Raw genomic sequence first — 24,855 nt, 5'->3', positions numbered from 1 at the left:
TTCATGACTGGCCGCCGCCCCGTCCGTACGGGGTGCAGCGCCATGGACCGCGGGGCACGGAGGGCAGGTAGCCTTTCCTCCGTGCCCCGTCTGTCTGAAGTCATCAGCGAGCTCGACGCCCTCTGGCCGCCCGAGTGGGCCGAAGAATGGGACGCGGTCGGCACCGTCTGCGGTGATCCGGACGCCGAGGTCGACCGGGTGCTCTTCGCCGTCGACCCCGTCCAGGACATCGCCGACGAGGCGCTGAAACTAGGCGCCCAGCTGATCGTCACCCACCACCCGCTCTATCTGCGCGGTACGACGACGGTCGCGGCCGGCACCTTCAAGGGCCGGGTCGTGCACACGCTGATCAAGCACGACATCGCGCTGCACGTGGCCCACACCAACGCCGACTCCGCGGATCCCGGCGTCTCCGACGCCCTCGCCGGCGCCCTCGACCTGCGCGTCGAGCGGCCCCTCGTACCGGACCCGACGGACCCCACGGGCCGCCGGGGCCTCGGCCGGATCTGCACGCTCGACCACCCGCAGACCCTCGGTGAGTTCGCCGCCCGAGCCGCCGCCCGGCTGCCCGCCACCGCGCAGGGCATCCGGCTGGCCGGCGACCCGGACACCCTCGTGCGCACCGTCGTGGTGAGCGGCGGATCCGGTGACAGCCTCTTCGACGCCGTGCGCGCCGCGGGCGCGGACGCCTACCTCACCGCCGACCTGCGTCACCACCCGGCCTCCGAGGCCGTCCAGCACTCGTCGCTCGGCCTGGTCGATGCCGCACACTGGGCCACCGAATGGCCGTGGTGCGAACAGGCCGCCGCACAGCTCGACGCGATTTCCGACCGCCACGGATGGGACCTGCGGGTCCACGTCTCGAAGCAGGTCACCGACCCCTGGACCACCCACCACTCTTCTGGAGCCCCCAACTGAACGCCGCGCCCGCCGACCAGATCCGACTCCTCGACGTCCAGGCCCTCGACCAGCGCCTCGCCCAGCTCGCGCACAAGCGCAACAACCTTCCCGAGCACGCCGAGATCGAGTCGCTCACGACCGACCTCGCCCAACTCCGCGACCTCCTCGTCGCCTCCACGACCGAGGAGAGCGACACCGCCCGCGAGCAGATCAAGGCCGAGCAGGACGTGGACCAGGTGCGCCAGCGCGCCACCCGCGACCAGCAGCGGATGGACTCGGGCAATGTCACCTCGCCCAAGGACCTGGAGAGCCTGCAGCGGGAGATCGTCTCGCTGGCCAAGCGCCAGGGCGACCTGGAGGACGTCGTCCTTGAGGTCATGGAGCGCCGGGAGTCCGCGCAGGAGCGGGTCACCGAGCTGACCGACCGGGTCTCCGCCGTCCAGGCCAAGGTCGACGACGCGACCGCCCGCCGGGACGCCGCGACGAACGAGATCGACGAGGAGACCGCGACGCTCACCAAGGAGCGCGAGGTCGTCGCCGGTTCCGTCCCCGCCGACCTGCTCAAGCTGTACGACAAGCTCAGCGCCCAGCAGGGCGGGGTGGGCGCCGCCCGCCTCTACCAGCGCCGCTGCGAGGGCTGCCGGCTGGAGCTCAACATCACCGAGATCAACGACGTGAAGGCCGCGTCCCGCGACACGGTGCTGCGCTGCGAGAACTGCCACCGCATCCTGGTCCGCACCGCGGACTCGGGTCTGTAGTGACCCCGCCGCGCCAGTTCGTCATCGAGGCCGACGGCGGCTCCCGGGGCAACCCGGGGCCCGCCGGGTACGGCGCGGTCGTCATCGACCCGGTGACGGGGGAGACGCTGGCCGAGGCGGCCGAGTACATCGGCGTCGCGACGAACAACGTTGCCGAGTACAAGGGCCTCATCGCCGGTCTGCGGGCCGCGAAGGCACTCGTGCCGGACGCCTCGGGCGACGGCGGGCCGCTGGTGCACGTCCGGATGGACTCCAAGCTGGTCGTGGAGCAGATGTCGGGCCGCTGGAAGATCAAGCACCCGGACATGCGGCCGCTCGCGGCCGAGGCCGCCCGGATTCTCCCGGCCTCGGCCGTCACCTACGAGTGGATCCCGCGCGAGAGGAACAAGCACGCGGACCGGCTCGCGAACGAGGCGATGGACGCGGGCAGGCGGGGCAGGCAGTGGGAGCCGTCGTCCTCGACGGCCGCCCTCGACACCCCGAGGTCCTCGGTGGCCGCCGCCCTGCCCCCGGTCTCCGGTCCGCCGGGTGACGCGGCGGCCGGCGCGGCGAGGGCCAGGGCCGCGCTGAACCGGCCCGCCGCCGGGACCGCGCAGGTCACTGGCGAAACCCCGCAGGTCACGGGCGGGACCGCGCAGGTCACGGGCGGGACCCCGCAGGTCTCCGGTGAAACCCCGCAGGTCGGCTGGGGCGCCGCCCCCGACCTGGGCGCGCCCGCCACCTTCCTCCTGCTGCGGCACGGCGAGACCGCCCTCACCCCGCAGAAGCGGTTCTCCGGAAGCGGCGGCACCGACCCCGAGCTCTCCGCCGCCGGCCGCCGGCAGGCCGAGTGTGCGGCTGAGGCCTTCGCCGCTCGCGGGACGGTCCAGGAGATCGTCAGCTCCCCGCTGCGCCGCTGCCGCGAGACGGCCGGCGCGGTGGCGGCCCGGCTGGGCCTGGAGGTCCGGATCGAGGACGGCCTGCGCGAGACGGACTTCGGTGCCTGGGAGGGGCTGACGTTCGGCGAGGTCAGGGAGCGCCACCGCGCGGACCTGGACGCCTGGCTCGCCTCCGCGAAGGCGGCGCCCACCGGTGGCGGCGAGAGCTTCGCCGAGGTCGCCCGCCGCGTCGCGGCCGCCCGCGACCGCCTCACTGCCCGCCACGCGGGCCGCACGGTGCTCGTGGTCACGCATGTCACGCCCATCAAGACCCTGGTCCGGCTGGCGCTGGGCGCTCCGCCGGAAGCGCTGTTCCGGATGGAGCTCTCGGCGGCGTCCCTGTCGACCGTGGCCTACTACGCGGACGGCAACGCCTCCGTACGGCTCCTGAACGACACGTCCCACCTGCGATAATCACCTCGGGCGCACCGGCCCCGGACAGCACGGTGCCCCATCGGCCGGGGGGAAGGCCGATGGGGCACCGGTGGTTCCGGCGAGGCGGGGGATACCTGCCGGAACCCGGGTCACCCGGAGTCCGGGTCACGTCCCTGAGGGTCTCGTGCCCCGGTTGCCGGGGAGCATGCACGCGAACTGAAGGAGTTCACCGCGACCGGTCGGGCGGCGGCGAACTGAGGGGGTTCACCGCGACCGGCCGGGCGGCGGCGAACCGAAGGAGTTCACCGCGACCGGCCGGACCGCACGGTATCCGGGGGATCGTTTGGGGAATCAGCCGCGCAGCGCCGCCGCCTCGGCCGCCAGCCGCTCCACCCGGGCCCAGTCCCCGGCCGCCACCGCGTCGGCGGGCACCATCCAGCTGCCGCCCACACAGCCGACGTTCGGCAGGGCCAGGTAGGAGGGCGCCGAGGCGAGCGAGATGCCGCCGGTCGGGCAGAACCGGGCCTGGGGGAGCGGAGCGGAGAGGGCCTTCAGATAGGCCGTGCCGCCCGCCGCCTCGGCCGGGAAGAACTTCATCTCGGTGACCCCGCGCTCCAGCAGCGCGACCACCTCGGACGTCGTGGAGACACCCGGCAGGAACGGCACCCCCGACGCCTTCATCGCGTCCAGGAGGGCGTCCGTCCAGCCGGGGCTGACCAGGAACCGCGCCCCGGCGGCCACCGTGTCGGAGACGTTCCGGGGGGAGATCACCGTGCCGGCGCCGACCACCGCGTCCGGCACCTCCGCCGCGATGGCCTTGATCGCGTCCAGGGCGGCTGCGGTCCGCAGGGTCACCTCGATCGCCGGGAGCCCGCCCGCGACCAGGGCACGGGCGAGCGGCACCGCGTCGGCGGCGTCCTCCAGGACGACGACGGGCACGACGGGGGCAAGGTCCAGCACGGATGAGGTCATGACCTCATCCTGCCGCGAAGACCACACTCCGCGCAACGAGCGTTGCGCATGCTGCAACGCTAGCCGGGGTAGGGGCAGGGTCCGGATCCGGGTCTGAGTCCGAGTCCGGGCCGGGGCAGGGGCCGGGTCTGAGTCCGAGTCCGGGCCGAGGCAGGGTCCGGGTTCGGGTCCGGGGCAAGGTCCGGACCCGGGTCCGGGGTCAGTGGATCTCCGTCACCACGACATCGAGCTCCCACGCCCGCCCGGCCCGCTCGGGCGCCTCGGCCTCGACCACGTACCCGAGATCCCGCAGGACGCCCACCAGCTCCGCGGGCCCCTTCGGCGCGGCGCCCGACATCAGCAGATCGCGGACCATCCGGCCCTTCGTCGCCTTGTTGAAGTGACTGACCACCGACCGCTTCTCCACCCCGCCCACCAGCTGGGAGTGCAGCACCCGCACGCTCGCCGTGCGCTCCGCGACCGCGTCCTTCGGCTTCCACGCCGCCGCGTACGCGGACGACCGCAGATCCAGCACCAGGCCGTCCCCGGCCGCCTCCGGCATGACCTCCGCCATCGGCGTGCGCCAGAACGCCCCGAGCGCCCCGAGACCCGGCAGTTTCACCCCCATCGAGCAGCGGTACGGAGGAATCCGGTCGCCCACCCGCACCGCGCCCCACAGCCCGGAGAACACCAGGAGCGACTTCCCGGCCCGGCGGCGGGCGGCGGCGTCCAGGGACGCCAGATCCAGCGCGTCGTACAGCACCCCGGTGTAGAGCTCCCCGGCCGGGCGGGTGCCCGCCGTCCGCAGCTCGACGTTCTTCGCGATCTCGCCGCGCAGCCCCTCGCTCAGCCCCAGCACCACACGGGCCTTCTCCTCGTCCGCCGCGGACAGCTCCACGAGCCCGTCCAGCACGGCGGCCCGCGCCGCGGCCAGGCCCGGCAGCGACAGCGACTCGGGCTTCAGAGGTGCTCCCCGCCCCGAGGCGGCCTTTCCTTCGGAGGGCGGCAACAGCACGAGCACGGCGGTTCTCCTTCGTACGTACGGAAAGGGGGTGGCAGGCGTCGCGGACCGGTCCACAGCCCCGGCGGTGTGTCACCCGGGTCCGTGAAAAAACCCCTCGCGCCAGCGTACGGGGGAGTCATGCCCCCGATCCCCGCCACCCGGGATGCCGCCCGCCCCGCCCGGCCATACGCTCGGTCCATGCCCCGCCGCCATCTCCACATGACCGGCGCAGCCGGCACCCCGCTGCGGGCGGCCCTGCGCGGGCTGCGCACCGAACTCGGACTCCCGGACGACTTCCCGCCCGACGTGCTCGCCGAAGCGGCCGAAGCGGCGAGGAACCCGGCGGTCGCCGGACACGAGGACGCCACGGAGCTGCCGTTCCTCACCATCGACCCGCCCACCTCCACCGACCTCGACCAGGCGATGCACCTCGAACGCCGCGCCCACGGCTACCGCGTGCACTACGCCATCGCCGATGTCGCCGCCTTCGTCCGCCCCGGCGGCGCACTCGACACCGAGGCCCACCGCCGGGTGACGACCCTCTACTTCCCCGACGGCAAGGTGCCGCTGCACCCCACGTCGCTCTCCGAGGGCGCCGCCAGCCTCCTCCCCGGGCAGACCCGCCCCGCCGTGCTGTGGGAGATCGACCTCGACACCGAGGGCCGCGCCGTCGCCACCCGGGTGCGCCGGGCCCTCGTACGCAGCCGCGCCAAGCTCGACTACGCGGGCGTGCAGCAGCGGATCGACGCGGGCACCGCCGAGGAGTCCCTCGCGCTGCTCAGGGACATCGGCACCCTCCGCGAGGAGCAGGAGGTCGCACGCGGCGGCATTTCCCTCAACGTGCCCGAGCAGGAGATCGTCGAGCGCGACGGCGGCTACGGCCTGGAGTACCGGGCCCCGCTGCCCGCCGACGGCTGGAACGCCCAGATCTCACTGCTCACCGGCATGGCCGCGGCCCGGCTGATGACCGGGACCGGCACCGGCATCCTGCGTACGCTGCCGGTCGCCCCGGACGGTGCCGTCGCCCGCCTCCGGCGCTCGGCCGAGGCCCTGCACATCGACTGGCCGCACCATGTCCCGTACGCGCGGATCGTCCGCTCGCTCGACCCGAGGAAGACCAGCCACGCCGCCTTCCTCCAGGACTGCACCACCCTGCTGCGCGGCGCCGGGTACACGGTCTTCGAGCACGGCGAACTGCCCACCCCCGCCGTCCACGCCGCCGTCGCGGACCTCTACACGCACTGCACCGCGCCGCTGCGCCGCCTGGTCGACCGGTACGCGGCGGAACTGTGCGTCGCCGCCGCCGCGGACCGTGAGCCGCCCGAATGGGTCCTGGCCGCGCTGCCCGCCCTGCCGAAGGAGATGGCGGACGGGACGCGGCGGGCCAACACGGTGGAACGCGAGTGCGTGGACCTCGTCGAGGCCGCGCTGCTCAAGGACCGGATCGGCGCGGTCTTCGACGGGTACGTGGTGGACGTGAAGGAGCAGGAGCCGACCACCGGCACCATCCACATCGACGACCCGGCGATCGTCGGCCGGATCGAGGGCGGCACCACGAGGCTCCCCCTCGGGGAACGGCTGCGGGTACGGCTCACACAGGCGGATCCGGGCTCGGCGAAGGTGCTGTTCGCGCCGGCGTGAGCGCGGCGACGACGGACCGCGGGTCATCGGCGTGGAAGCGGACGGTGTGCGCCTGCCCGCGTCCGCCGAGCGGCCGCACGAAGCCGAGCGGTGCGGTCAGCTCCACGGTCACCGTCGTCTGGCCGCCCACGGAGAGATCCAGCACCCCGTCCGGGTGGAGCTGTATCAACTTCCCCTCGGGGTAACGCCGTTCGACCCGCGCCCTGGCGATCGAGGCAGCCGGGACCCGCAGATCGAACAGTGCCCCGTACCGAATCCGCAGCGACCCGTCCGCGCCCGCCACATGCGGCCGGACCGCGCACGAGGCGTGCAGGGCGAGCACCAGCAGCACCCCGTACACATCCACCACGAGCAGAATCCGGTGCACGACCGGCCAGGGGATCAGCAGCGCGAACATCACCGTCTCCACCACGGAGACGAAGAGCAGCCCGTACATCATCGCGGTCTGCGGCCCGGTGTACGGGGCGGCGAGCGCCCCCTCCGGCACCGCGTGCCGCCGCCGGAGCACCCACAGCCCCAGGCTGTGCAGGGCGCGCATCTCGTGCCCGACGAGCCGGCGCACCTTCTCCGGTACGACGGTACGCAGCGCCGCACCCATCGCCTCCCGCCGCCCGGCACCCGTCCGCCGGCCCGCGCGCCAGAGCCGCCCCAGCACGACGGCCTCCAGGACCAAGGCGGCCAGGACGGCCCCCTCGGCGCCGATCAGCACGGCGGCCGGTATCCGTACCCCGGCCAACACGCAGACGGCCAGCGCCAGTTCGGCGGGCACCACCCCCGCGACCACCAGCCGCGCCCCTCGCACCCCGCTCACCGCGCCCCCTTCTCCTTCTTCCCGCCCCTGCCCCTGCTCCCGCCCCTGCTTCTGCTCCGTACGGTCAGCGCGACCATCACCCGGCGCACCACCTCGGCCTGTGCGGGCGTGTAGTCCGCGAGCAGGGCCTCCCCGAAGCCGGTCATCACCGGTCCGTCGGCGGGAATCGCGTCCAGCACCTCGTCGGGCGCGAGGGCGGCCATCCGGTCGGCCAGCGGTCCGATCCGGGGATCGTCGGGGGACGCCGCCGCGAGCGCGTCGAGTTGTTCGTACAGTGCGAGCACGGCCGGATCGCCCGCCAGCGGCCGCAGCGCGGCGTAGATCTCGCTGCCGCCACCGATCGTGTCCAGCAGCATCAGGTGCTCACGGTCCTTGGCGGCGGACGGGGAGCCGGTGACCGGCCCGGCGGCCAGCAGCTCGGCCAGCGCGGGCGACACGGACTCCGTACCGTCCAGCGGCCCGTCCGTCAGCCCGGCCAGCCGCTTCCGCCGCTCCCGGATCTCCCGTTCCTGCCGGGCCAGATCGGCATCCAGCTCACGCAGTACGTCACCGAGCTCGCGCCCGGCGTCACCGGCGAGGACCTCGCGCACCTCGTCCAGGCCGAGCCCCAGCTCGGTGAGCCGCCGGATGCGCGCCAGTAGCACGGCGTCGCGCACGCCGTAGGAGCGGTAGCCGTTGGCCCGGCGTGCGGGCTCGGCCAGCAGGCCGATGTGATGGTAGTGCCGGACGGCCCGGGGGGTGACTCCGACGAGCGCGGCGATCTCTCCGATGCGCATGGGGCCAGTAGAAACCCTGACGCTGCGGCAAGGTCAAGCGCCTGGCCGTCTGCCCCGCTCGTCCGCCCGCCCTGCTCGTCCGCCTGTCTGTCCGCCCTGTCCGCGCGGATCGTCCGTATCTCGTACGATCGCGCCTTCGGCCCGGTGCTCGTGCGCTGGGCTCGTGTGCTGTGCCCGTGCCCCCGCGTGCTCGCGCTCCCGTGCCCGTGCCCCGTGCCTCGTACGAAGGAAGGACCGGCGTGACTGACCTCGCGGCCCCGCCCGCCACCGACCGCCGGCGCCAGATCGTCACCGCCGCGCGCACGCTCCTGGAGCAGGAGGGCCCGGAGGCGCTCACCATGCGTCGCCTCGCCGCACGCGTGGGCATCACGGCGCCCTCGCTGTACAAGCACTTCCCGGACAAGTCGTCGGTGGTGAACGCGCTCGTCGGCGTGATGCTGCGGGAGACGGCCGGGGCCCTCGAAGCGGCCGAGACCGCCGCCCCGGGCTCGTTCCCGGCCCTGGCGACCGCCTACCGGACCCACGCCCTCGCACACCCGCACCTCTACCGCCTCACCACCGGCCGCCCCCTCCCCCCGGACCTGGAGGAACGCGCCGCGGCCCCGCTCCTGCGCGCCCTCGCCGGCGACGAGGGCCGCGCCCGCGCGGCCTGGGCCTTCGCCCACGGCATGGTGACGATGGAGCTGAACGGCCGCTTTCCCGCGGGCTCCGACGTACCGGCGGCCTGGGAGGCCGGTATCGCGGCCTTCGGCGCGCCCCGCGCCTGACGCCTCCGCGCGATTCCGGGCCCCCACAAGGCAGGTAGCATGGGCGCCACGGCAGACGAGCCGGGCGGACGGCCGCGTGAGGATCTTCGGACCCTCCCGAGGAACGTCCGGGCTCCACAGGGCAGGGTGATGGCTAACGGCCACCCGGGGTGACCCGCGGGACAGTGCCACAGAAAACAGACCGCCTTGGACTTCGGTCCTCGGTAAGGGTGAAACGGTGGTGTAAGAGACCACCAGCGCCTGAGGTGACTCAGGCGGCTAGGTAAACCCCACCCGGAGCAAGGTCAAGAGGGGCCGTCGCAAGAGGGCCCTGCGCGAACGTTCGAGGGCTGCCCGCCCGAGTTCGCGGGTAGACCGCACGAGACCGGCAGCAATGCCGGTCCTAGATGGATGGCCGTCTCCCCGGCCGCCGCGAGGCGACCGGGCGACAGAACCCGGCGTACAGCCCGACTCGTCTGCCGCTACCAGCGGCTTTGCCTTGGAAAGGGCCTCCGACCTGCGCCGGAGGCCCTTTCCGGTCTTTCAGACGCTTGCCGCGTTAGGTAGCGAAAAGTCCCTCTGAAGTCCCTCAGACAGGGCTGAAAGTCCCTGAAAGTCCCTGGTTTCAGTCGTTGTGCCGGGGCACACGGTCCGCTCCTGGAGTCGGGGTATGCGCCAAGCCTGTGGCCATGTGGACACGCCCGATGGTTGCGATCCCTCGCAGGGGCGACGAGGACCTGGCACGGCCCCCAGCGCGTCCCCGGGAACGACCACGGGTTGCTCATCTCCGCTCGCGCGGAGAGCACCGGTCGCCGTCGACACTGACCAGGGCGCTGAGCGGCTCACCTCCGCTCGCGCGGAGAGCACGGCGGCGGCACCGACGGGGCGGCATTGCACCCCGGCTAGCACTGCCTGCTCCCGCTCGGGTCCCGCTGGCAGCGCGGCTCACCTCCGCTCGCGCGGAGAGCACGGCGGTGGTGGGGATGTCGGTCATCGGTTCCTCGGCTCACCTCCGCTCGCGCGGAGAGCACACATCCGGGTCGTCGATTCGGATCGACGTTTCCGGCTCACCTCCGCTCGCGCGGAGAGCACGCTGCGGTGAGGCGGGGGCGGAGGTTGGCTTCCGGCTCACCTCCGCTCGCGCGGAGAGCACGCCACTGTGGCGTGGGCTACCTGGTACTGCTCCGGCTCACCTCCGCTCGCGCGGAGAGCACGAGGACGTGGGTACCGGGGAACGCGGTGCCCTCGGCTCACCTCCGCTCGCGCGGAGAGCACGCCCCGATCCGCACGACCGGAAACCTCCTCAGCGGCTCACCTCCGCTCGCGCGGAGAGCACGGATCCGTTGGTACGACGTTGCGGGAACAGACCGGCTCACCTCCGCTCGCGCGGAGAGCACACCCACTCGACGTTCCGATGCCACTCATGCCCCGGCTCACCTCCGCTCGCGCGGAAAGCACTACGACCTCCTCGGAGCCGTCTCCAAGGTGTACGGCTCACCTCCGCTCGCGCGGAGAGCACCTCGGTCCATGCCCGCGGCTACCCTCTGCCAACGGCTCACCTCCGCTCGCGCGGAGAGCACTCGCGCTCTCCGCAGTGCTCGTACGGTCGCTGCGGCTCACCTCCGCTCGCGCGGAGAGCACGGCTCGGAGCAGTCCGTCGACATCGAGCAGGACGGCTCACCTCCGCTCGCGCGGAGAGCACCCGTCGGCGTCCGGCCGTACGACGATGTCGGCCGGCTCACCTCCGCTCGCGCGGAGAGCACTTGCCGACCGTCGACATCACGGAGAACAGGCTCGGCTCACCTCCGCTCGCGCGGAGAGCACCCGACATCGCCCTTGATGGTGTCCACCACAGCCGGCTCACCTCCGCTCGCGCGGAGAGCACGGCGACCTGACCCGTCTCATCCAGGAAGCCACCGGCTCACCTCCGCTCGCGCGGAGAGCACTGCGGGCCGTTCTTGAAGCCGAAGGTGATCGACGGCTCACCTCCGCTCGCGCGGAGAGCACCGTGGCCGCGACCCCGAATCTCGCTGACGGGGCGGCTCACCTCCGCTCGCGCGGAGAGCACGGGTCCAGAGCAGGGCTACGCCTACGCCTCGGCGGCTCACCTCCGCTCGCGCGGAGAGCACTTGCCTGAGGGGTCCGCAAACCCCTCCCGGTTCGGCTCACCTCCGCTCGCGCGGAGAGCACTTGCCTGAGGGGTCCGCAAACCCCTCCCGGTTCGGCTCACCTCCGCTCGCGCGGAGAGCACTGACCGTGGTCGAAGCGGTGGAAGGCAAAGACCGGCTCACCTCCGCTCGCGCGGAGAGCACTCGTTGCGGGGGAGACTCGCCCACGATCACCCCGGCTCACCTCCGCTCGCGCGGAGAGCACTCGGTGGTCGGCAAGGACTTCCAGCAGCTGGACGGCTCACCTCCGCTCGCGCGGAGAGCACGTAGACGTCGGTGGCGTCGAGGTGCTTCACGGCGGCTCACCTCCGCTCGCGCGGAGAGCACTTGGCGTCCTCGGCCAGGACGACAAGGAGCAGCGGCTCACCTCCGCTCGCGCGGAGAGCACAGCCACACGTCGATCGGGTCCATGTCGTCCTCCGGCTCACCTCCGCTCGCGCGGAGAGCACCCGTTCGCCACCCGGCGGGCCACCTTCACGGACGGCTCACCTCCGCTCGCGCGGAGAGCACCGGTGCCGCATCTGACGGACGGCGTGCGGCGTCGGCTCACCTCCGCTCGCGCGGAGAGCACGGGTGGATCGAGTCGTGGTCCGGCGAAGAAGACGGCTCACCTCCGCTCGCGCGGAGAGCACGTCGTGCGCTCTCCGCACAGCATGGCGGAGACCGGCTCACCTCCGCTCGCGCGGAGAGCACTTGTCGTCGGGCTGCATGCCCGGCTGCTGCCGCGGCTCACCTCCGCTCGCGCGGAGAGCACGCCCTCCGTGGTGTGGGCGACACCGCAGTTGACGGCTCACCTCCGCTCGCGCGGAGAGCACTCGTGGACGGCGACGACGGAGGCGAGTGCGTCCGGCTCACCTCCGCTCGCGCGGAGAGCACACATCAACGGCGGCGACTCCGACTGGCAGGAGCGGCTCACCTCCGCTCGCGCGGAGAGCACTCAGCATCGCTGACACTGAACGACTCAGCCGGCGGCTCACCTCCGCTCGCGCGGAGAGCACATTCTGGGCCAATGCCGCGATTGCCAGGGCCTCGGCTCACCTCCGCTCGCGCGGAGAGCACGCCACCGGGCAGGCGTCAACGGGCATCCGCCTCGGCTCACCTCCGCTCGCGCGGAGAGCACCCTTCGCGACCTGGCCTTATCGGACCGCTTTGCATTCTCTTTGCCAAGGTTCGGTGCGCATGCATCTCGATTCGTCGCGGTCGCGCAGCGAGTGTACGGCCTGGCCCTCATGTCGGTGCCGGGTTGGGCCATTTGGGGCGGTTGTCGGTGGGAGCTGCTATCTCTGAGCACATGATGAAGCGCGACGAGGCAGGGGCCTCGGGGGACTGCGGTCTGGATGTCCGGCTGTGGGGGAAGGAGAGTGGACTGTCGCGGCCCTATCCGGTGGTCTGCCATCTCCTGGATACCGGGGCGGTGTTCCAGGAGTTATGGGATGTCGTTCTGAGTGACGAGACCAGAACTGCCATCGCGGACGCGCTCGGTCTGAGTGTGGCGGAGGCGCGCACGGTGGTGTCGTTCTGGGCCGGGTTGCATGACATCGGGAAGATCACCCCGCCGTTCCAGGCCCAGGTCCCCGCCTGTTACAAGCCAGTTCAGGACGATCCGGCCTACGTCAGCGCACCGGGTGCCGAGGCTGAGAGGGAATTCCGACATGAGATCGCGTCCCACTGGGCTCTGAACGAACTGTTTGAGGCAGCGGACTATCCCGGCAGCGAACGCCTGCTTCATAGGGCGGTGAGTCATCAGGTCGCGCAGTTGCTGGGTGGCCATCACGGTCTTTTCGGCAGCGTGTTGAGGGCCAAGGAGGCTGCGCGGGCCAGCGACTACAACCCTGGACTGGGCAGGCAGGGATGGGCTGATCAGCGGCGGGCGCATTTCGAGGAACTGCGGCGGGCCATGGGGGCGTTCGCGGCACCTCGTAGCGGTTTGCCGACGGGGTTGGCGGTGGTCGTGTCCGGGTTGGTTGTGGTGGCTGACTGGCTTGCGAGCCAGACATCCGTGATCGAGCCCCGCACCCCCGGCCCCGGCTGGTCGGGGAAGCCGGCGGAGGTCGATGCTCACTGGCAGGCGGCGGTGAAAGCGGCTCCGGAGCTGGTGCGCGCGGCACGGTTGGGGCGAGCCCGTTTCTGTGCCGAGGAGTTCGGCGACATGTTTCCGTTCGTTCCCAACGCCCTGCAGCGGGACCTCGTGGAGCATCTCCCCGCGATGGTCAGGGAGCGCGGGGCAGGGCTGGTGCTGGTGACGGCTCCGACGGGTGACGGCAAGACGGAGGCGGCGTTGTTCGCGGCCTCGTTGTTGGGGCGGGCGGCGGGAGCGCGGGGCGTGTACTTCGCGTTGCCCACGATGGGCACGGCGGACGCGATGCTGCCTCGGTTGGAGCAGTTCGCCTCCGGAGCGCTGTCCGGAGAGCGTGCGTTGATGCTGCTGCACTCGATGGCATGGCTTAGCCCCCCAGACGGCCGGGATGGGGCGGCCGGGCTCGACGCACCGCTCGGCGAAGGCGCCGTGAGTTCGGGACACCGCACGGCAGTTGAGGCGGATGGGTGGTTACGGGGTCCGAAGCGTGGGCTGCTCGCTCCGTTGGGTGTGGGCACGATCGACCAGGCATTGAGCGCGGTGCTGCCGTTGCGGTACAACGCGTTGCGGCTGTTCGGGCTGTCGGACAAGGTGTTCGTGGTCGATGAGGCACATGCTTACGGGCCATGGATGCATCAGCTCCTGCTGCGGCTGCTGGAGTGGCTGGGTGCGATGGGCGCCCCGGTGGTGCTGTTGTCGGCGACGCTGACGGGCCGTTCGGCCGGCTCGCTGGTCGATGCCTACCGACGTGGTGCCGGGTTCCGTGAACCGTCGCAGGTGGTGCCGCGGTACCCGGGTTGGCTGTTCGCGAGCGGCGTTTCGGGGGAGGTGTCGGCTGCGCGGGGGACCGGGAGCAACCGTGCTCGGACGTTGAGGGTGTCGCGCCGGGCGGTGGTGTGGGACACCTTGGAGCCGGCCGGTGCTCCGGTGCGGGAAGGCGGTCGGCGTGCGGTGCTGCGGGAGGTTCTGGCACCGGTCGCTGCAGAGGGCGGCACGGCGCTGGTGTGCTGTACGACGGTGGCCGAGGCGCAGCAGACGTACCGGGATGTGTGTGCGGCCTTTCCTGAACTCGCGTCGCGTTTCGGTGGGGTGCGGTTGCTGCATTCCCGGTATCCGGCGGACGTACGAGCTGCGATTACGGCTCAGGCCGAGGCTGCGTACGGAAAGCCGGGGGAGGAGACGCCTTCGGTGCGTCCGGGCTCGGTGCTGGTGGCGACGCAGGTGGTGGAGCAGTCTCTGGACCTCGACTTCGACCTGGTGGTGAGCGATCTTGCGCCACTGGCCCAGCTGTTGCAGCGCGCTGGGCGTGGGCGGCGGCACGGGCGTGGCCCCTCGGGGCGGCCCAAGTGGGCGGCCGCGGAGACCGAGCCGGAGCTGGTCGTGCTTGATCCACTCGCTGCGGAGGAAGGGTCTGCCCCTCCTCGCTCGTGGGGATCGGTCTACGACGCCGGGCTGCTCGTGCGGACGTCACGGATCCTGGAGGACTGTGCTCGAGACGGCATCGCGGTTCCCGGTGACGTGCAGCGGCTTGTGGACGAGGTATACGAGGAGGACTTCGTCGACCGCCTCGACGAAGCCGCCCGCCAGGAGCTGGCGCGGCTGGATGAAGAGCGGCTGGCGGGGGAGGCGGCGGAGCGGCATCTGGCGAAGTGGACCAGCATCTGTGCCCCGGTGGATGTGAAGGGCGATCTCAGCAAGCTGTCGGTGCGAGAGGCGGGGGTGAGTGAGGAGTTGCTGACGACACGTCTGGGCGCGGACACCGGACGGGTGCTCTGCCTGTACGCACAGGCGGATGGGACGGCGACGCTCGACCCCGAGGGGAAAATCCCGGTCCCTGCCGGCGGCCGGAACGGCCTCGGTGCGGCAGAGCTGGTTGCCGTCGCGCAGCGTGTGGCACCCGTGCCGGGGCGGTGGCTGCGGGGCGGCGAACCGGGCGCAACCGTGCCGGAGCATTGGGGCACCCACTCCTTGCTCCGAGACCTCGCCGTGCTGAGCATGAGACCGCTGGGGGCAGAGGGCTGGGCATGCCGCCACGGGCGATTCACGATCTCGATATCCGAGGTCGGTCTCGAAATCGACTGATCTTCACGTATTGATCACGTCATGCCCATGTTCCATTACTTTCAAGTGTGGTCCCTCGCAGCCGGGTTGTAGCCCTCCGCCTGTCGCCCCGCTCCGGAGCCCTTCTGGCTTGCGGCGAGGCGGAGACCGGCGACTTGCGCAGCAGATCCGCCGGATATTGCCCGGCCTCCAGCGCTGTCTGAATGACGACAGGAATCCTCTATGCCGACCGGCACGTACAACCTGATCGACCAGCCGTGTGTCCCTGTGCGCTGGAAACCCACTGGTACATCCGCCATCAGCGGGCAGCGCCCTGATTTGGTGGGGTTGCGGGAGCTCCTGCTGCACAGCCACGACATCGAGTCGCTCGCCGTCGCCGACGCGCCCGCGCACTCCGCACTGCTCCGTATCCTCTATGCGCTCACAGCCAGGGTGGCCGAGCTGACCGAGCAGGGTCCCGAAGGAGACTGGGACGAGCGCCGTCTGGAGGTTCTCGATGCCGGCCGGCTCCCGCCTGAAAGGATCGCTGCCTACTTCGAGGAGTACGAGGACCGGTTCTTCCTTTTCGCTCCGGGCGGGCGTCCGTGGATGCAGGACCCCCGTCTGGCGGAGCAGTGCGACGCGACGAACACGGCCGGGGTCAACAAGCTGATCGTCACCCGCCCTTCGGGCAACAATCACTCCTGGTTCCGGCATGACACGGATACCGGCCCCGTACTGCCCACTGCTTCCGAAGCGTTCCTCAGCTTGCTGGTGTGGCACTACTACGGGCCGTCCGGGCGCTGTTCGGCCCGTGAGGTGAACGGAGTGAAGACCGCGTCCGCCACTGCCGGCCCGCTGCGCACGGCCCTGTCCTACCACCCCGAGGGCGACTGTCTGTTCGAGACGCTGCTTGCCGGCCTCGTACCGCCGGAGGACGCAGTGAACGGGGAGGACGACCTGTGCCCCTGGGAACAGGACGACCTAACCGATCCGGACCGTCCACCCAGGCAGTCGTCGGGGCCGCGATCGCGGCACACGGGCCGCTCGCAGCACGCGCTGCTCCTGCTCCCGGACGAAGACAGCACCCATGTGCGGGACGCGTTCATCACCTGGGCGTTTCGGGGCGAGCGGATGCCGCGGGAGGACGACTTCCTCATCTGGCAGACCAGCCAGCAGGGCAATCGCTACCCACGCCCGGCCGACGCCGGCAGGGCGCTGTGGCGGGACCTGGACGCATTGCTCCTGCAGCACCCGCCGGCCGGCAGCGCGTACCCCCAGCAGCCGCGGGTGTTTGCTTCCGCGCCACAGATCTCTGAGGACCTGCGGGTGCGGGCGCTGGGTTTCGACCAGGAGGGCCAGGCCAAGGACACGCAGTTCATTGATGCGAGCACCCCGGCCGTTCTCGGTTACGCCGAGGACAACGACCCCCGTACCTTGCCCGCGGTTGGTCGTCTGCGTCAGTACGGGGAGCTGTACGGGCGGCGGCTGGACCGGGCGGTGAAGCGTGCGTGGGCTGCATATGTGCGCGATGCCAAGGCGGACGGTGCGGCCTGGGCGGCACAGGCCGGCGCCCGGTACTGGCCGGCCGCGGAGGCGGAGTTCTGGGCCCGTTTCCGTCTCCTGGACCGCACCGGTGACGTCGACGACGGCGGTTTCGACCCGGCATCGACCCGGCGGGCGTTCGTGCGGCTGGCCGAGGAGGCGTACGACGTGGTGACCGGGCCCGTCACCCGCACGCTGCGTGGTGCGAAGGCCGTCTCACAGGCCCGCATCGACCTCTACGGCGGAACCCCGAAGAACCGGCCGGCCGTGCCCGGCCCCCGTGCGAAGACCAAGGAGCCCACCGCATGAACACTCCCACCCAGTCGGCCCTCCAGGACATCGACAGCTCACGGGCATCGCTGACCGGCGAGATCCCGCAACAGGGCGCCAAACCACGGGAAGGGCGGTCGCGGGCGTTCACCAACTGGGTCGTGCGGGCAAGCCGTGAAGACCCTGGGGCTCGTAGCGCGTTGCGCAGCGGGCTGCGCAAAGACCTCGACTCGGTGCGGCGTATGCACCGTCTGGTCGCCCCATGGCTGCCCGAACGTCGCTCAGAGGATGTGGAGCGGGCGTACTACGCGGTTGCAGCGATGATCGCCGCCCAGTCCCGGAGCGCACTGGCCGTACCGGAAGGAACGACCGACGGCCCCGAGCGCCCCGACGCCGATACGGCCCATTCCGGAATGGCGCGGCGGCGTCGCGCCAGTCTCGGGACGGCGTTCGCGGCCGCGGTGACCGAGGGGCCGGGGCGGGAGAAGGAGATGCGTGCGGGGACGGCGGAGAGCCGCCTCAACCTCCTCACCCGCCAGAGCGTCAACGGCCTCCACCGGCACCTGCCCGCCTCCGTCGGATACCTGTCCTCGCTCGGCGTGGACGTCGACTGGGCACAGCTCCTGGATGACCTCGGCAACTGGCGCAGGGACTCGGGACGGATCTCCCGTACCTGGCTCCAGGACTTCTACCGGGCCAGGGACAGGGACCTCGCTCGGCGGGCCGACGAAGCCGACGAACAGGACCTCGCAGCGGAGGCAGCAACTGTCCCCGCAGTCTCCTGACTGCTCACCTCACCCGACGCATGAACCACGCACTGCACACGTCACACACCCACGTACGAAGGAGTCGCTTCACCATGGTCATGCCCGCGCGTTTCATCGACATCCACATCATCCAGAGCGTCCCGTTCGCCAACCTGAACCGGGACGATACGAATTCCGTGAAGACGGTGCAGTACGGGAACGTGCTGCGGACCCGGGTCAGCAGTCAGTCCTGGAAGCGGGCCGTCCGCGGCGTGTTCGAAGACCGTATGGGCCAGGCCGCACTGCGGACCCGCCGCATCGGTGAGCGCGTCACCCGCCTCCTTGAGGACCGCGGATGGCCACTGGACCTCGCGGAGAAGGCCGGGGCGCACACGGCCGCGGCCAGCAGCATCAAGTTCGAACTCGCGAAGGACCCCAAGGATCCCAAGCAGGCCCTTGCGAACAAGGTCCTCACCAACGCGATGGTCTACGTCCCCGAGACCGCCGTCGCCGCACTCGCCGACTTGGCCGAAGCGCACCGGGAGGCTCTGGAAGCGGCGAAGGACATCAAGAAGCCCTCCGACAAGAGCGTCCTGCCCGCCGACAAGGTCGAGGGGGTGCTGCGCTCCCGCAACGGCGTCATCAACCTCTTCGGCCGCATGCTCGCCGAGGTCGACAACGCCGGCGTCGACGGCGCTGTCCAGGTCGCCCACGCCCTCACGACGCACGAGACCGACGTCGAACTCGACTACTTCTCCGCCGTCGACGACGTCACCGCAACTTGGGGCGACCAGAGCGGCAGCGGGCACATGGGTCACACCGAGTTCAGTGCCGGCACCTTCTACCGGTACGCCACCATCGACCTCCGCGACCTCGCCCACAACATCGGCGACAACCCCGAGGAGCTCCGCGAACTCACCGCCGCGTTCCTCAGCGCCTTCATCCTGTCCCTGCCCCAGGCGAAGAAGAACGCCACCGCCCCCCACACCATCCCCGACCTCGCACACATCTCCGTACGCACCGACCGCCCGCTGTCCTACGCCGCCGCGTTCGAGAGCCCCGTCGCCGCCGCCGGCCAGGGTGGCTACGCCAACCCGTCCCGCACCACCCTGTCCGAGTACGCCGAGGCCGCCAACCGCCTCCTCGGCACCAGCGGCATCCTCCACTCCGGATGGGCCGGCATCGACGCCAAGGGCCTCGACGGACTCGGCACCCGCCACACCGGCTTTGACGCCCTCATTGAGGCCGCCCTTGCCAGCGCCCTCACCGCGCAGCCCGCCGGCGGCGCCGCATGACCACCGCCCTCCTACCCGCCCCCGAGCCGGGGCTCCTGCTCCGGCTGACCGGGCCCCTGCAGTCCTGGGGCCTGCACAGCCACTTCAACGAACGCGACACCGCCGCCTTTCCGACCCGGTCCGGCGTCATCGGCCTGCTCGCCTCCGCCCTCGGACGCCACCGCGACCACCCCATCGACGACCTCACCGCACTGCACATGACGGTGCGTACCGACCGCCCCGGCGTGCTGCTGCGCGACCTGCACACCGTCGGCGGGGGTCTCCCCGGCAAGGCGACGGTGACCACCGCCGAGGGCAAGAAGCGTCCCGGTGACACCGGAACCCTCCTCACCCACCGCTACTACCTCGCCGACGCAGCCTTCACCGTCGCCCTCACCACACCCACAACAACCCGTGAGGATCACGCACTCCTCGACCAGTGCGCCGACGCACTGCGCGCCCCCCGATGGGCCCTGCACCTCGGGCGCCGCTCCTGCCCGCCAGAGGGCCCCGTGCTGATCGGGCAGAGCGACGACGCCCTGCACCACCTCATCCACCTGCCCCTCGCCGCACACCCGGCCCGCGACGCAGAAAACACAGCGGTGGAGTTCCTCGCAGACCGACCCCTCACCCACCTGCCGGCCCCGGCCCACATGGTCCGCGACACCAACCACGACGGCACCCGACCGTCCAGCGAACTCAACGACCAGCCCCTCAGCTACCACCCCAGCCGACGCGCCTACCGCGCCAGGCCCCTCTACCGGCGCACCCTCCTCCTGCCCAGAGCCCAGTTCGCCGGACTCGGAACACGACAACTCACCGCCTTGGGCCACTACCTGAACACTCAGCTGAACACCACCGAAGGGAGCCGACGATGACGCTCTGGCTCACCCGCATCGTCCCCGACACCCGCTCCCGGGACGCCCGCCGCGACCTCGCCGGCGCGATCGGCATGCACCGCCGCATCATGAGCCTCTACCCGTCCGACGCCGGCCCCGACCCCCGCGCCCGCTTCGGCATCCTCTTCCGCACCGAAGACACCCCCACCGGACCGCACCTGCTCATCCAGTCCACCCACGAACCCGACACCAGCGCCCTGCCCGACGGCTACGGCACCACCCTCACCCGCCCCCTCGACGCCCTCATCGACGCCATCCGCCCCGGACTCACCATCCGCTACCGCTGCGTCGCCAGCCCCGTCCGCAAACCCGGCGCCACCACCCGCGCCCTCTACAACCTCCCACCCGTCGTCCCCCTCACCGGCGCCGCCGCCGACGAATGGTGGCTCCGCCAAGCCGACCAAGGCGGACTCAAACCCCTCACCCACCACTCCCAGCCCCTGGACGCCGCCCGAGGCGAACGGCGCCCCGACGGGGCCGCGCCCCAACGCATCCGTCACGCCCGCACCCAGTTCGACGGCACCGCGGCCATCATCGACACCGACCTGCTCAAAGCAGCCATCATCAACGGCATCGGACGCGGCAAAGCGTACGGCTGCGGCCTCCTCAGCATCGCCCCCGCGAGGCAACCCCAATGACCCCACGCCCCACCACCAAGCCCCTCACCACCAGCACCGCCCGGCGCAAACTCGCCGCACCCACCGTCGCGATGCTCCCCCGCATCGCCGACTCGCTGTCCTTCCTCTACCTCGACATCGTCCGCATCCACCAGGACGACACCGGAGTCTGCGCAGAAATCACCAGCGAACAACGAGGACCAGAAACCGTATACCTGCCGACCGCAGCCCTCAGCTGTGTCCTCCTCGGCCCCGGCACCTCCATCACCGCCCGCGCCCTCACCACCTTCGCCCGCAACGGCACCACCGTCATCACCGCAGGGTCAGGAGGCGTCCGCTGCTACTCCGCAGCCGTCCCCGACTCCCTCACCACCCTCTGGCTCGAACGCCAGACCCGCGCCTGGACCAACGACACCCACCGCCTGGCCATCGCCCAAGCCATGTACGAACTCCGCTTCGGAGACGGCACCGCAACCGACGGAACCAACCTCGACAAACTCCGAGGCATGGAAGGCCAACGCGTCAAAGCCCACTACCAACTCCTCGCCCGCCAATACAAGATCGGCCGCTTCCGCCGCGCCTACGACCCCGCCTCCTGGGACACCCAAGACCCAGTCAACCTCGCCCTCTCCTCAGCCAACACCTGCCTCTACGGCATCGTCCACGCCGCAATCACCGCACTCGGCTGCTCACCCGCCCTCGGCTTCGTCCACAACGGCAACCAACAAGCCTTCGTCTACGACATCGCCGACCTCTACAAAGCCGAACTCACCATCCCCCTCGCCTTCTCCCTCCACGCATCACCCAACCCCGAAGGCGAAGCACGCCGCTCATTCCGCCACGAACTACGCCTCTTCCAGCTCCTGCCACGCATCGTCACCGACATCCAGCAACTCCTCGACCCGAGCCGCACCTACGAAGGACCCGACCCCGAGGAACAGATGGTCGACCTGTGGGACCCGGTCGTCGGCTCCGTACCCGCCGGCATCAACCACGCGAAGCAACCATGACCCACGCACCGGAAGGACATGACCCATGTCCTCAATGATCGTCATCTCAGCCACCGCCGTACCCGACCACTTACGCGGCGCCCTCACACGCTGGCTCCTGGAAGTCACACCCGAGCTGTACGTCGGCACCGTCTCAGCCCGCGTCCGCGACGAACTCTGGACAGCCGTTGCCGCCTGCGCCGGCGACGGTATGGCAGTCCTTGCCCACCCTGCCGACAACGAACAAGGATTCCAACTACGCACAGCAGGCACCCGCCGCCGCGAACCCCTCGACTTCGACGGCCTCACGTTGATCGGTTTCCAGCGCGAGAGTCAAGAAATGGCAAACGCCTCCTAACAGGCCAGGTCAAATAGGGTGCTTTCCGCGCGAGCGGAGGTGAGCCGTTCGAGGAAATGATTGCGGGCATCGAGGCCGGGGTGCTTTCCGCGCGAGCGGAGGTGAGCCGGCCGCAGCCGGGAACTAACCCAAGATCCGCTAGTGCTTTCCGCGCGAGCGGAGGTGAGCCGTTCGCGGACGAGCCGGTCAGGTCCCACCCGGTGGTGCTTTCCGCGCGAGCGGAGGTGAGCCGATGGGCGTGCCGATCTCAGACAGAAGGGCGGCGGTGCTTTCCGCGCGAGCGGAGGTGAGCCGGGCTGGATAGCCGGGCGCCTTGGCAGGAAGGGGTGCTTTCCGCGCGAGCGGAGGTGAGCCGCGGCACGGCTCGCCGTACCCCTTGACCTCGACGTGCTTTCCGCGCGAGCGGAGGTGAGCCGGCGCCCTCCCGCCGGGCGACCCGCAGCCGCAGGTGCTTTCCGCGCGAGCGGAGGTGAGCCGTCCTGACCATGGCCACTCTGCTGCGGGGCGAGGTGCTTTCCGCGCGAGCGGAGGTGAGCCACTCACGCTGGGCCTCGGGCAGGTGGATCGCGTGTGCTTTCCGCGCGAGCGGAGGTGAGCCGTTCTTTGCGGCTTCGGCCTGCGCGGCGATGGCGTGCTTTCCGCGCGAGCGGAGGTGAGCCGGTGCTGGGCTTGCCGGTGATGTCGGCCCATGCGTGCTTTCCGCGCGAGCGGAGGTGAGCCGGCCAGGGCGGCGATGACCCACCGGGCCAGGGCGTGCTTTCCGCGCGAGCGGAGGTGAGCCGTGCCCCGGTGCTTCCGAATCCGCACGGCCTCCGTGCTTTCCGCGCGAGCGGAGGTGAGCCGTCCGGCTGACGCCACGTTCCCGGGGCCGGGCCGTGCTTTCCGCGCGAGCGGAGGTGAGCCGCCCAAGGCCGGTGAGCTGGCGTGGGTTGGTGAGTGCTTTCCGCGCGAGCGGAGGTGAGCCGCGCAAGCGCGGCCGGCACGTCGCCATCGACACGTGCTTTCCGCGCGAGCGGAGGTGAGCCGATGTCGTCAGCTCGGGTGCGGCCTCCGGCGACGTGCTTTCCGCGCGAGCGGAGGTGAGCCGCGCAGGACGCCAAGGCGAACCGGGCCAGGGCCGTGCTTTCCGCGCGAGCGGAGGTGAGCCGCATCGGGGCCCAGACCGTTGAGGTGCGACAGGGTGCTTTCCGCGCGAGCGGAGGTGAGCCGCAGCTAGCCATCGGGGCGGGAGTGTCATGAATCAGGTGTGGATCTCCCCGAAGGAGTGAGCCTGATGAGTACGACGACTGGTCACCTGATCGAGACCGTGGACGGTGTGTCGCTTGCCGAGGCCGGCGATGGCGTCGAGGGTGCCGACGTGAAGTCGATGCCGGTATCGCAGAACGGTCTGTCCAGCGAGCTGCTGGAGGAGCTGGCCGCGCTCGCGGCCGAGAAGGTCCGCGGAGAGGGACTGCGGCTGATGGGCGAGGGCGGGGTGCTGCCCGAGCTCGCCCAGCACCTGATGCAGTCCGCGCTGGAAGCAGAAATGGACCAGCACTTGGCCGAAGGGGCCGGCCGGGGCGGCGGCCGCGGCTCACGCTCGGGCGGCAACACCCGCAATGGCTACCGGAGCAAGAAGGTGATGACGGAGGTCGGTGCCGTCACGGTGCAGGTGCCCCGGGACAGGCTGGGCACCTTCTAGCCCCGGCTGCTGCCCAAGTACGCCCGCCGAACGGGTGCGTTGGACGATCTGGTGATCTCGCTGACGGCGAAGGGCCTGACCTCCGGCGAGATCGTCTCCCATCTCGCCCAGACGTACGGGATGACGACGACGAAGGAGACCATCTCCACGATCACCGACAAGGCCCTGGAACCGATGGCGGAATGGCGCACCCGCCCGCTCGACGCGGTCTACCCGGTCGTCTTCATCGACGCCGTGCACGTCAAGATCCGCGACGGCCATGTCGCCAACCGGCCGGTCTACGTGGCCATCGCGGTCACCGCCGACGGCTACCGCGAAATCCTCGGCCTGTGGGCCGGCGACGGCGGCGAGGGCGCCAAGTACTGGCAGACAGTGCTGACCGAGATCAAGAACAGAGGCGTCCGTGACGTGCTGATGCTGGTCTGCGACGGGCTGTCCGCCCTGCCCGACGCGGTGAACGCCGTCTGGCCCCGGACCGTGGTCCAGACCTGCGTGGTTCACCTCCTGCGCGCGAGCCTGCGGTATGCCTCGCGCCGCGACTGGGCCGACGTCGCCCGCGACCTCAAGCCCGTCTACACCGCCGTCAACGAGGACGAAGCCCGGGCACGGCTGACGGACTTCGACGACAAGTGGGGCAAGCGCTACCCGTCGATCGCCGGGACCTGGGAGCGGGCCTGGAGCGAGTTCGTTCCCTTCCTCGGTCTCCCCGACGCGATCCGCCAGGTCGTCTACACCACCAACGCGATCGAGTCCCTCAACGCCCGCTACCGGCGGGCGGCCCAGGCGTGCGGACACTTCCCCAACGAGCAAGCCGCGCTCAAACGCCTCTACCTCGCCACCCTCGCCCTCGACCCCACCGGACGAGGCCGCCAACGCTGGAACAACCGCTGGAAAAGCGCCTTGAACGAGTTCGACGTCCTCTTCGATGGCCGCCTTACCGCCGGACGAGTGTAGGCCGACCAGCCCACCGAAAAACCTGTAGGCCAAACAGACGAACCACACCTGATTCCTGATAGACCCATCGGGGCAACCCAGCCCCCCACGTGCTTTCCGCGCGAGCGGAGGTGAGCCGGGTTACTTATGCTTCGACGATGCACATCGTCCGTGCTTTCCGCGCGAGCGGAGGTGAGCCGTCGATCGTTCTGCAACAGGGCGAGCTGGCCGGGTGCTTTCCGCGCGAGCGGAGGTGAGCCGCTGAAGACCGTCCGGTCCGCGCTCGGCGCGATGTGCTTTCCGCGCGAGCGGAGGTGAGCCGGTGCCGCTGTGGTGCCGCCTGACGCATGAGATGTGCTTTCCGCGCGAGCGGAGGTGAG

Annotated in this window: 17 protein-coding genes, 1 other RNA gene, 1 pseudogene and 3 CRISPR repeat arrays (1 of these 22 only partly in view); of the genes and pseudogenes, 15 read left to right on the top strand and 4 right to left on the bottom strand. The window is 71.0% G+C overall.

Annotated features, from left to right (window positions below; genetic code table 11):
• Positions 1-81: 81 nt before the first annotated feature.
• Genes ACZ6S6_RS03010 through ACZ6S6_RS03000 form a run of 3 tightly spaced genes read left to right on the top strand, consistent with a single transcriptional unit; the run spans position 82 to position 2,989 of the window.
• Positions 82-918: a Nif3-like dinuclear metal center hexameric protein gene (locus ACZ6S6_RS03010; RefSeq protein WP_362956983.1), complete on the top strand. Its 837-nt coding sequence runs from the start codon at positions 82-84 to the stop codon at positions 916-918.
• The gene (locus ACZ6S6_RS03005; RefSeq protein WP_362957240.1) at positions 915-1,658 is read left to right on the top strand and encodes a zinc ribbon domain-containing protein; all 744 of its coding nucleotides are present in this window, start codon (positions 915-917) and stop codon (positions 1,656-1,658) included. The genes ACZ6S6_RS03010 and ACZ6S6_RS03005 overlap by 4 nt, the downstream gene beginning before the upstream one ends.
• The gene (locus tag ACZ6S6_RS03000) at positions 1,658-2,989 is read left to right on the top strand and encodes a bifunctional RNase H/acid phosphatase (protein ID WP_469703441.1); all 1,332 of its coding nucleotides are present in this window, start codon (positions 1,658-1,660) and stop codon (positions 2,987-2,989) included. The genes ACZ6S6_RS03005 and ACZ6S6_RS03000 overlap by 1 nt, the downstream gene beginning before the upstream one ends.
• Positions 2,990-3,301: 312 nt before the next feature.
• Here the strand turns inward: ACZ6S6_RS03000 and eda are convergent, their stop codons facing one another.
• The gene (gene eda, locus ACZ6S6_RS02995; RefSeq protein WP_362956989.1) at positions 3,302-3,922 is read right to left on the bottom strand and encodes a bifunctional 4-hydroxy-2-oxoglutarate aldolase/2-dehydro-3-deoxy-phosphogluconate aldolase; all 621 of its coding nucleotides are present in this window, start codon (positions 3,920-3,922) and stop codon (positions 3,302-3,304) included.
• Between the two features lie 199 nt (positions 3,923-4,121).
• On the bottom strand, positions 4,122-4,922 hold the full coding sequence (gene yaaA, locus ACZ6S6_RS02990) for a peroxide stress protein YaaA (RefSeq protein WP_469703439.1): 801 nt from the start codon (positions 4,920-4,922) through the stop codon (positions 4,122-4,124).
• A 201-nt stretch (positions 4,923-5,123) separates the two neighbouring features.
• Here yaaA and ACZ6S6_RS02985 point away from each other — a divergent pair, with 201 nt between their 5' ends.
• The gene (locus ACZ6S6_RS02985; protein WP_469703845.1) at positions 5,124-6,545 is read left to right on the top strand and encodes an RNB domain-containing ribonuclease; all 1,422 of its coding nucleotides are present in this window, start codon (positions 5,124-5,126) and stop codon (positions 6,543-6,545) included.
• On the opposite strand, the gene ACZ6S6_RS02980 is transcribed toward ACZ6S6_RS02985, so the two are convergent.
• Both ACZ6S6_RS02980 and ACZ6S6_RS02975 read right to left on the bottom strand, forming a co-directional pair.
• On the bottom strand, positions 6,496-7,356 hold the full coding sequence (locus ACZ6S6_RS02980; RefSeq protein ID WP_469703436.1) for a hypothetical protein: 861 nt from the start codon (positions 7,354-7,356) through the stop codon (positions 6,496-6,498). The two genes, ACZ6S6_RS02985 and ACZ6S6_RS02980, sit on opposite strands and share 50 nt — an antisense overlap.
• The gene (locus tag ACZ6S6_RS02975) at positions 7,353-8,132 is read right to left on the bottom strand and encodes a MerR family transcriptional regulator (protein WP_469703434.1); all 780 of its coding nucleotides are present in this window, start codon (positions 8,130-8,132) and stop codon (positions 7,353-7,355) included. Before ACZ6S6_RS02975 ends, ACZ6S6_RS02980 begins: the two co-directional genes overlap by 4 nt.
• Positions 8,133-8,371: 239 nt before the next feature.
• On the opposite strand from ACZ6S6_RS02975, the gene ACZ6S6_RS02970 reads away from it, so the two are divergent.
• From ACZ6S6_RS02970 to ACZ6S6_RS02920, 11 genes and pseudogenes are all read left to right on the top strand, one after another.
• Entirely contained in the window at positions 8,372-8,899 is a 528-nt protein-coding gene (locus ACZ6S6_RS02970) for a TetR/AcrR family transcriptional regulator (RefSeq protein ID WP_469703432.1), read from the top strand.
• 56 nt (positions 8,900-8,955) lie between these two features.
• An RNA gene (gene rnpB / locus ACZ6S6_RS02965) (RNase P RNA component class A) lies at positions 8,956-9,357 on the top strand.
• 461 nt (positions 9,358-9,818) lie between these two features.
• A CRISPR array of direct repeats spans positions 9,819-12,166; the repeat unit is 29 nt; unit sequence CGGCTCACCTCCGCTCGCGCGGAGAGCAC.
• Positions 12,167-12,337: 171 nt separating this feature from the next.
• Positions 12,338-15,205 carry a CRISPR-associated helicase Cas3' gene (cas3, locus tag ACZ6S6_RS02960; RefSeq protein WP_469703430.1) on the top strand — a complete coding sequence of 956 codons (2,868 nt, stop codon included), beginning with the start codon at positions 12,338-12,340 and terminating at the stop codon, positions 15,203-15,205.
• A 201-nt stretch (positions 15,206-15,406) separates the two neighbouring features.
• Positions 15,407-17,017 carry a type I-E CRISPR-associated protein Cse1/CasA gene (gene casA / locus ACZ6S6_RS02955; protein WP_469703428.1) on the top strand — a complete coding sequence of 537 codons (1,611 nt, stop codon included), beginning with the start codon at positions 15,407-15,409 and terminating at the stop codon, positions 17,015-17,017.
• On the top strand, positions 17,014-17,763 hold the full coding sequence (locus ACZ6S6_RS02950) for a type I-E CRISPR-associated protein Cse2/CasB (RefSeq protein ID WP_469703426.1): 750 nt from the start codon (positions 17,014-17,016) through the stop codon (positions 17,761-17,763). The genes casA and ACZ6S6_RS02950 overlap by 4 nt, the downstream gene beginning before the upstream one ends.
• A 74-nt stretch (positions 17,764-17,837) precedes the next feature.
• On the top strand, positions 17,838-19,019 hold the full coding sequence (gene cas7e, locus ACZ6S6_RS02945) for a type I-E CRISPR-associated protein Cas7/Cse4/CasC (protein ID WP_469703424.1): 1,182 nt from the start codon (positions 17,838-17,840) through the stop codon (positions 19,017-19,019).
• A complete protein-coding gene (gene cas5e / locus ACZ6S6_RS02940; protein WP_469703422.1) occupies positions 19,016-19,876 on the top strand; it encodes a type I-E CRISPR-associated protein Cas5/CasD in 861 nt (286 codons plus the stop codon). Before cas7e ends, cas5e begins: the two co-directional genes overlap by 4 nt.
• A complete protein-coding gene (cas6e, locus tag ACZ6S6_RS02935; protein ID WP_469703420.1) occupies positions 19,873-20,535 on the top strand; it encodes a type I-E CRISPR-associated protein Cas6/Cse3/CasE in 663 nt (220 codons plus the stop codon). The genes cas5e and cas6e overlap by 4 nt, the downstream gene beginning before the upstream one ends.
• Entirely contained in the window at positions 20,532-21,524 is a 993-nt protein-coding gene (gene cas1e / locus ACZ6S6_RS02930; protein WP_469703418.1) for a type I-E CRISPR-associated endonuclease Cas1e, read from the top strand. Before cas6e ends, cas1e begins: the two co-directional genes overlap by 4 nt.
• Positions 21,525-21,549: 25 nt before the next feature.
• Positions 21,550-21,861, top strand: coding sequence for a type I-E CRISPR-associated endoribonuclease Cas2e (gene cas2e, locus ACZ6S6_RS02925; RefSeq protein ID WP_362957023.1), 312 nt, complete (start codon positions 21,550-21,552; stop codon positions 21,859-21,861).
• Positions 21,862-21,879: 18 nt separating this feature from the next.
• Positions 21,880-23,070: a CRISPR direct-repeat array (repeat unit 29 nt; unit sequence GTGCTTTCCGCGCGAGCGGAGGTGAGCCG).
• A 157-nt stretch (positions 23,071-23,227) separates the two neighbouring features.
• Positions 23,228-24,496 (top strand): annotated as a pseudogene (locus ACZ6S6_RS02920) (IS256 family transposase).
• 89 nt (positions 24,497-24,585) lie between these two features.
• Positions 24,586-24,855: direct repeats of the CRISPR family, unit length 29 nt; it runs 430 nt beyond the window's last position.

The sequence above is a fragment of the Streptomyces sp. NPDC048671 genome, from assembly GCF_055587045.1.
Note: the sequence above shows the minus strand (reverse complement) of the source record. Positions and strands in the feature narration are given on the sequence as shown.

Bases quoted from the DNA above. Each gene is read 5' to 3' on its own strand.
- cas3 (WP_469703430.1), top strand. From the start codon at position 12,338: ATGATGAAGCGCGACGAGGCAGGGGCCTCGGGGGACTGCGGTCTGGAT.
- ACZ6S6_RS02950 (WP_469703426.1), top strand. From the start codon at position 17,014: ATGAACACTCCCACCCAGTCGGCCCTCCAGGACATCGACAGCTCACGG.
- cas5e (WP_469703422.1), top strand. From the start codon at position 19,016: ATGACCACCGCCCTCCTACCCGCCCCCGAGCCGGGGCTCCTGCTCCGG.
- cas1e (WP_469703418.1), top strand. From the start codon at position 20,532: ATGACCCCACGCCCCACCACCAAGCCCCTCACCACCAGCACCGCCCGG.
- ACZ6S6_RS02985 (WP_469703845.1), top strand. From the start codon at position 5,124: ATGACCGGCGCAGCCGGCACCCCGCTGCGGGCGGCCCTGCGCGGGCTG.
- cas2e (WP_362957023.1), top strand. From the start codon at position 21,550: ATGTCCTCAATGATCGTCATCTCAGCCACCGCCGTACCCGACCACTTA.
- ACZ6S6_RS02975 (WP_469703434.1), bottom strand. From the start codon at position 8,132: ATGCGCATCGGAGAGATCGCCGCGCTCGTCGGAGTCACCCCCCGGGCC.
- casA (WP_469703428.1), top strand. From the start codon at position 15,407: ATGCCGACCGGCACGTACAACCTGATCGACCAGCCGTGTGTCCCTGTG.
- cas6e (WP_469703420.1), top strand. From the start codon at position 19,873: ATGACGCTCTGGCTCACCCGCATCGTCCCCGACACCCGCTCCCGGGAC.
- cas7e (WP_469703424.1), top strand. From the start codon at position 17,838: ATGGTCATGCCCGCGCGTTTCATCGACATCCACATCATCCAGAGCGTC.
- eda (WP_362956989.1), bottom strand. From the start codon at position 3,922: ATGACCTCATCCGTGCTGGACCTTGCCCCCGTCGTGCCCGTCGTCGTC.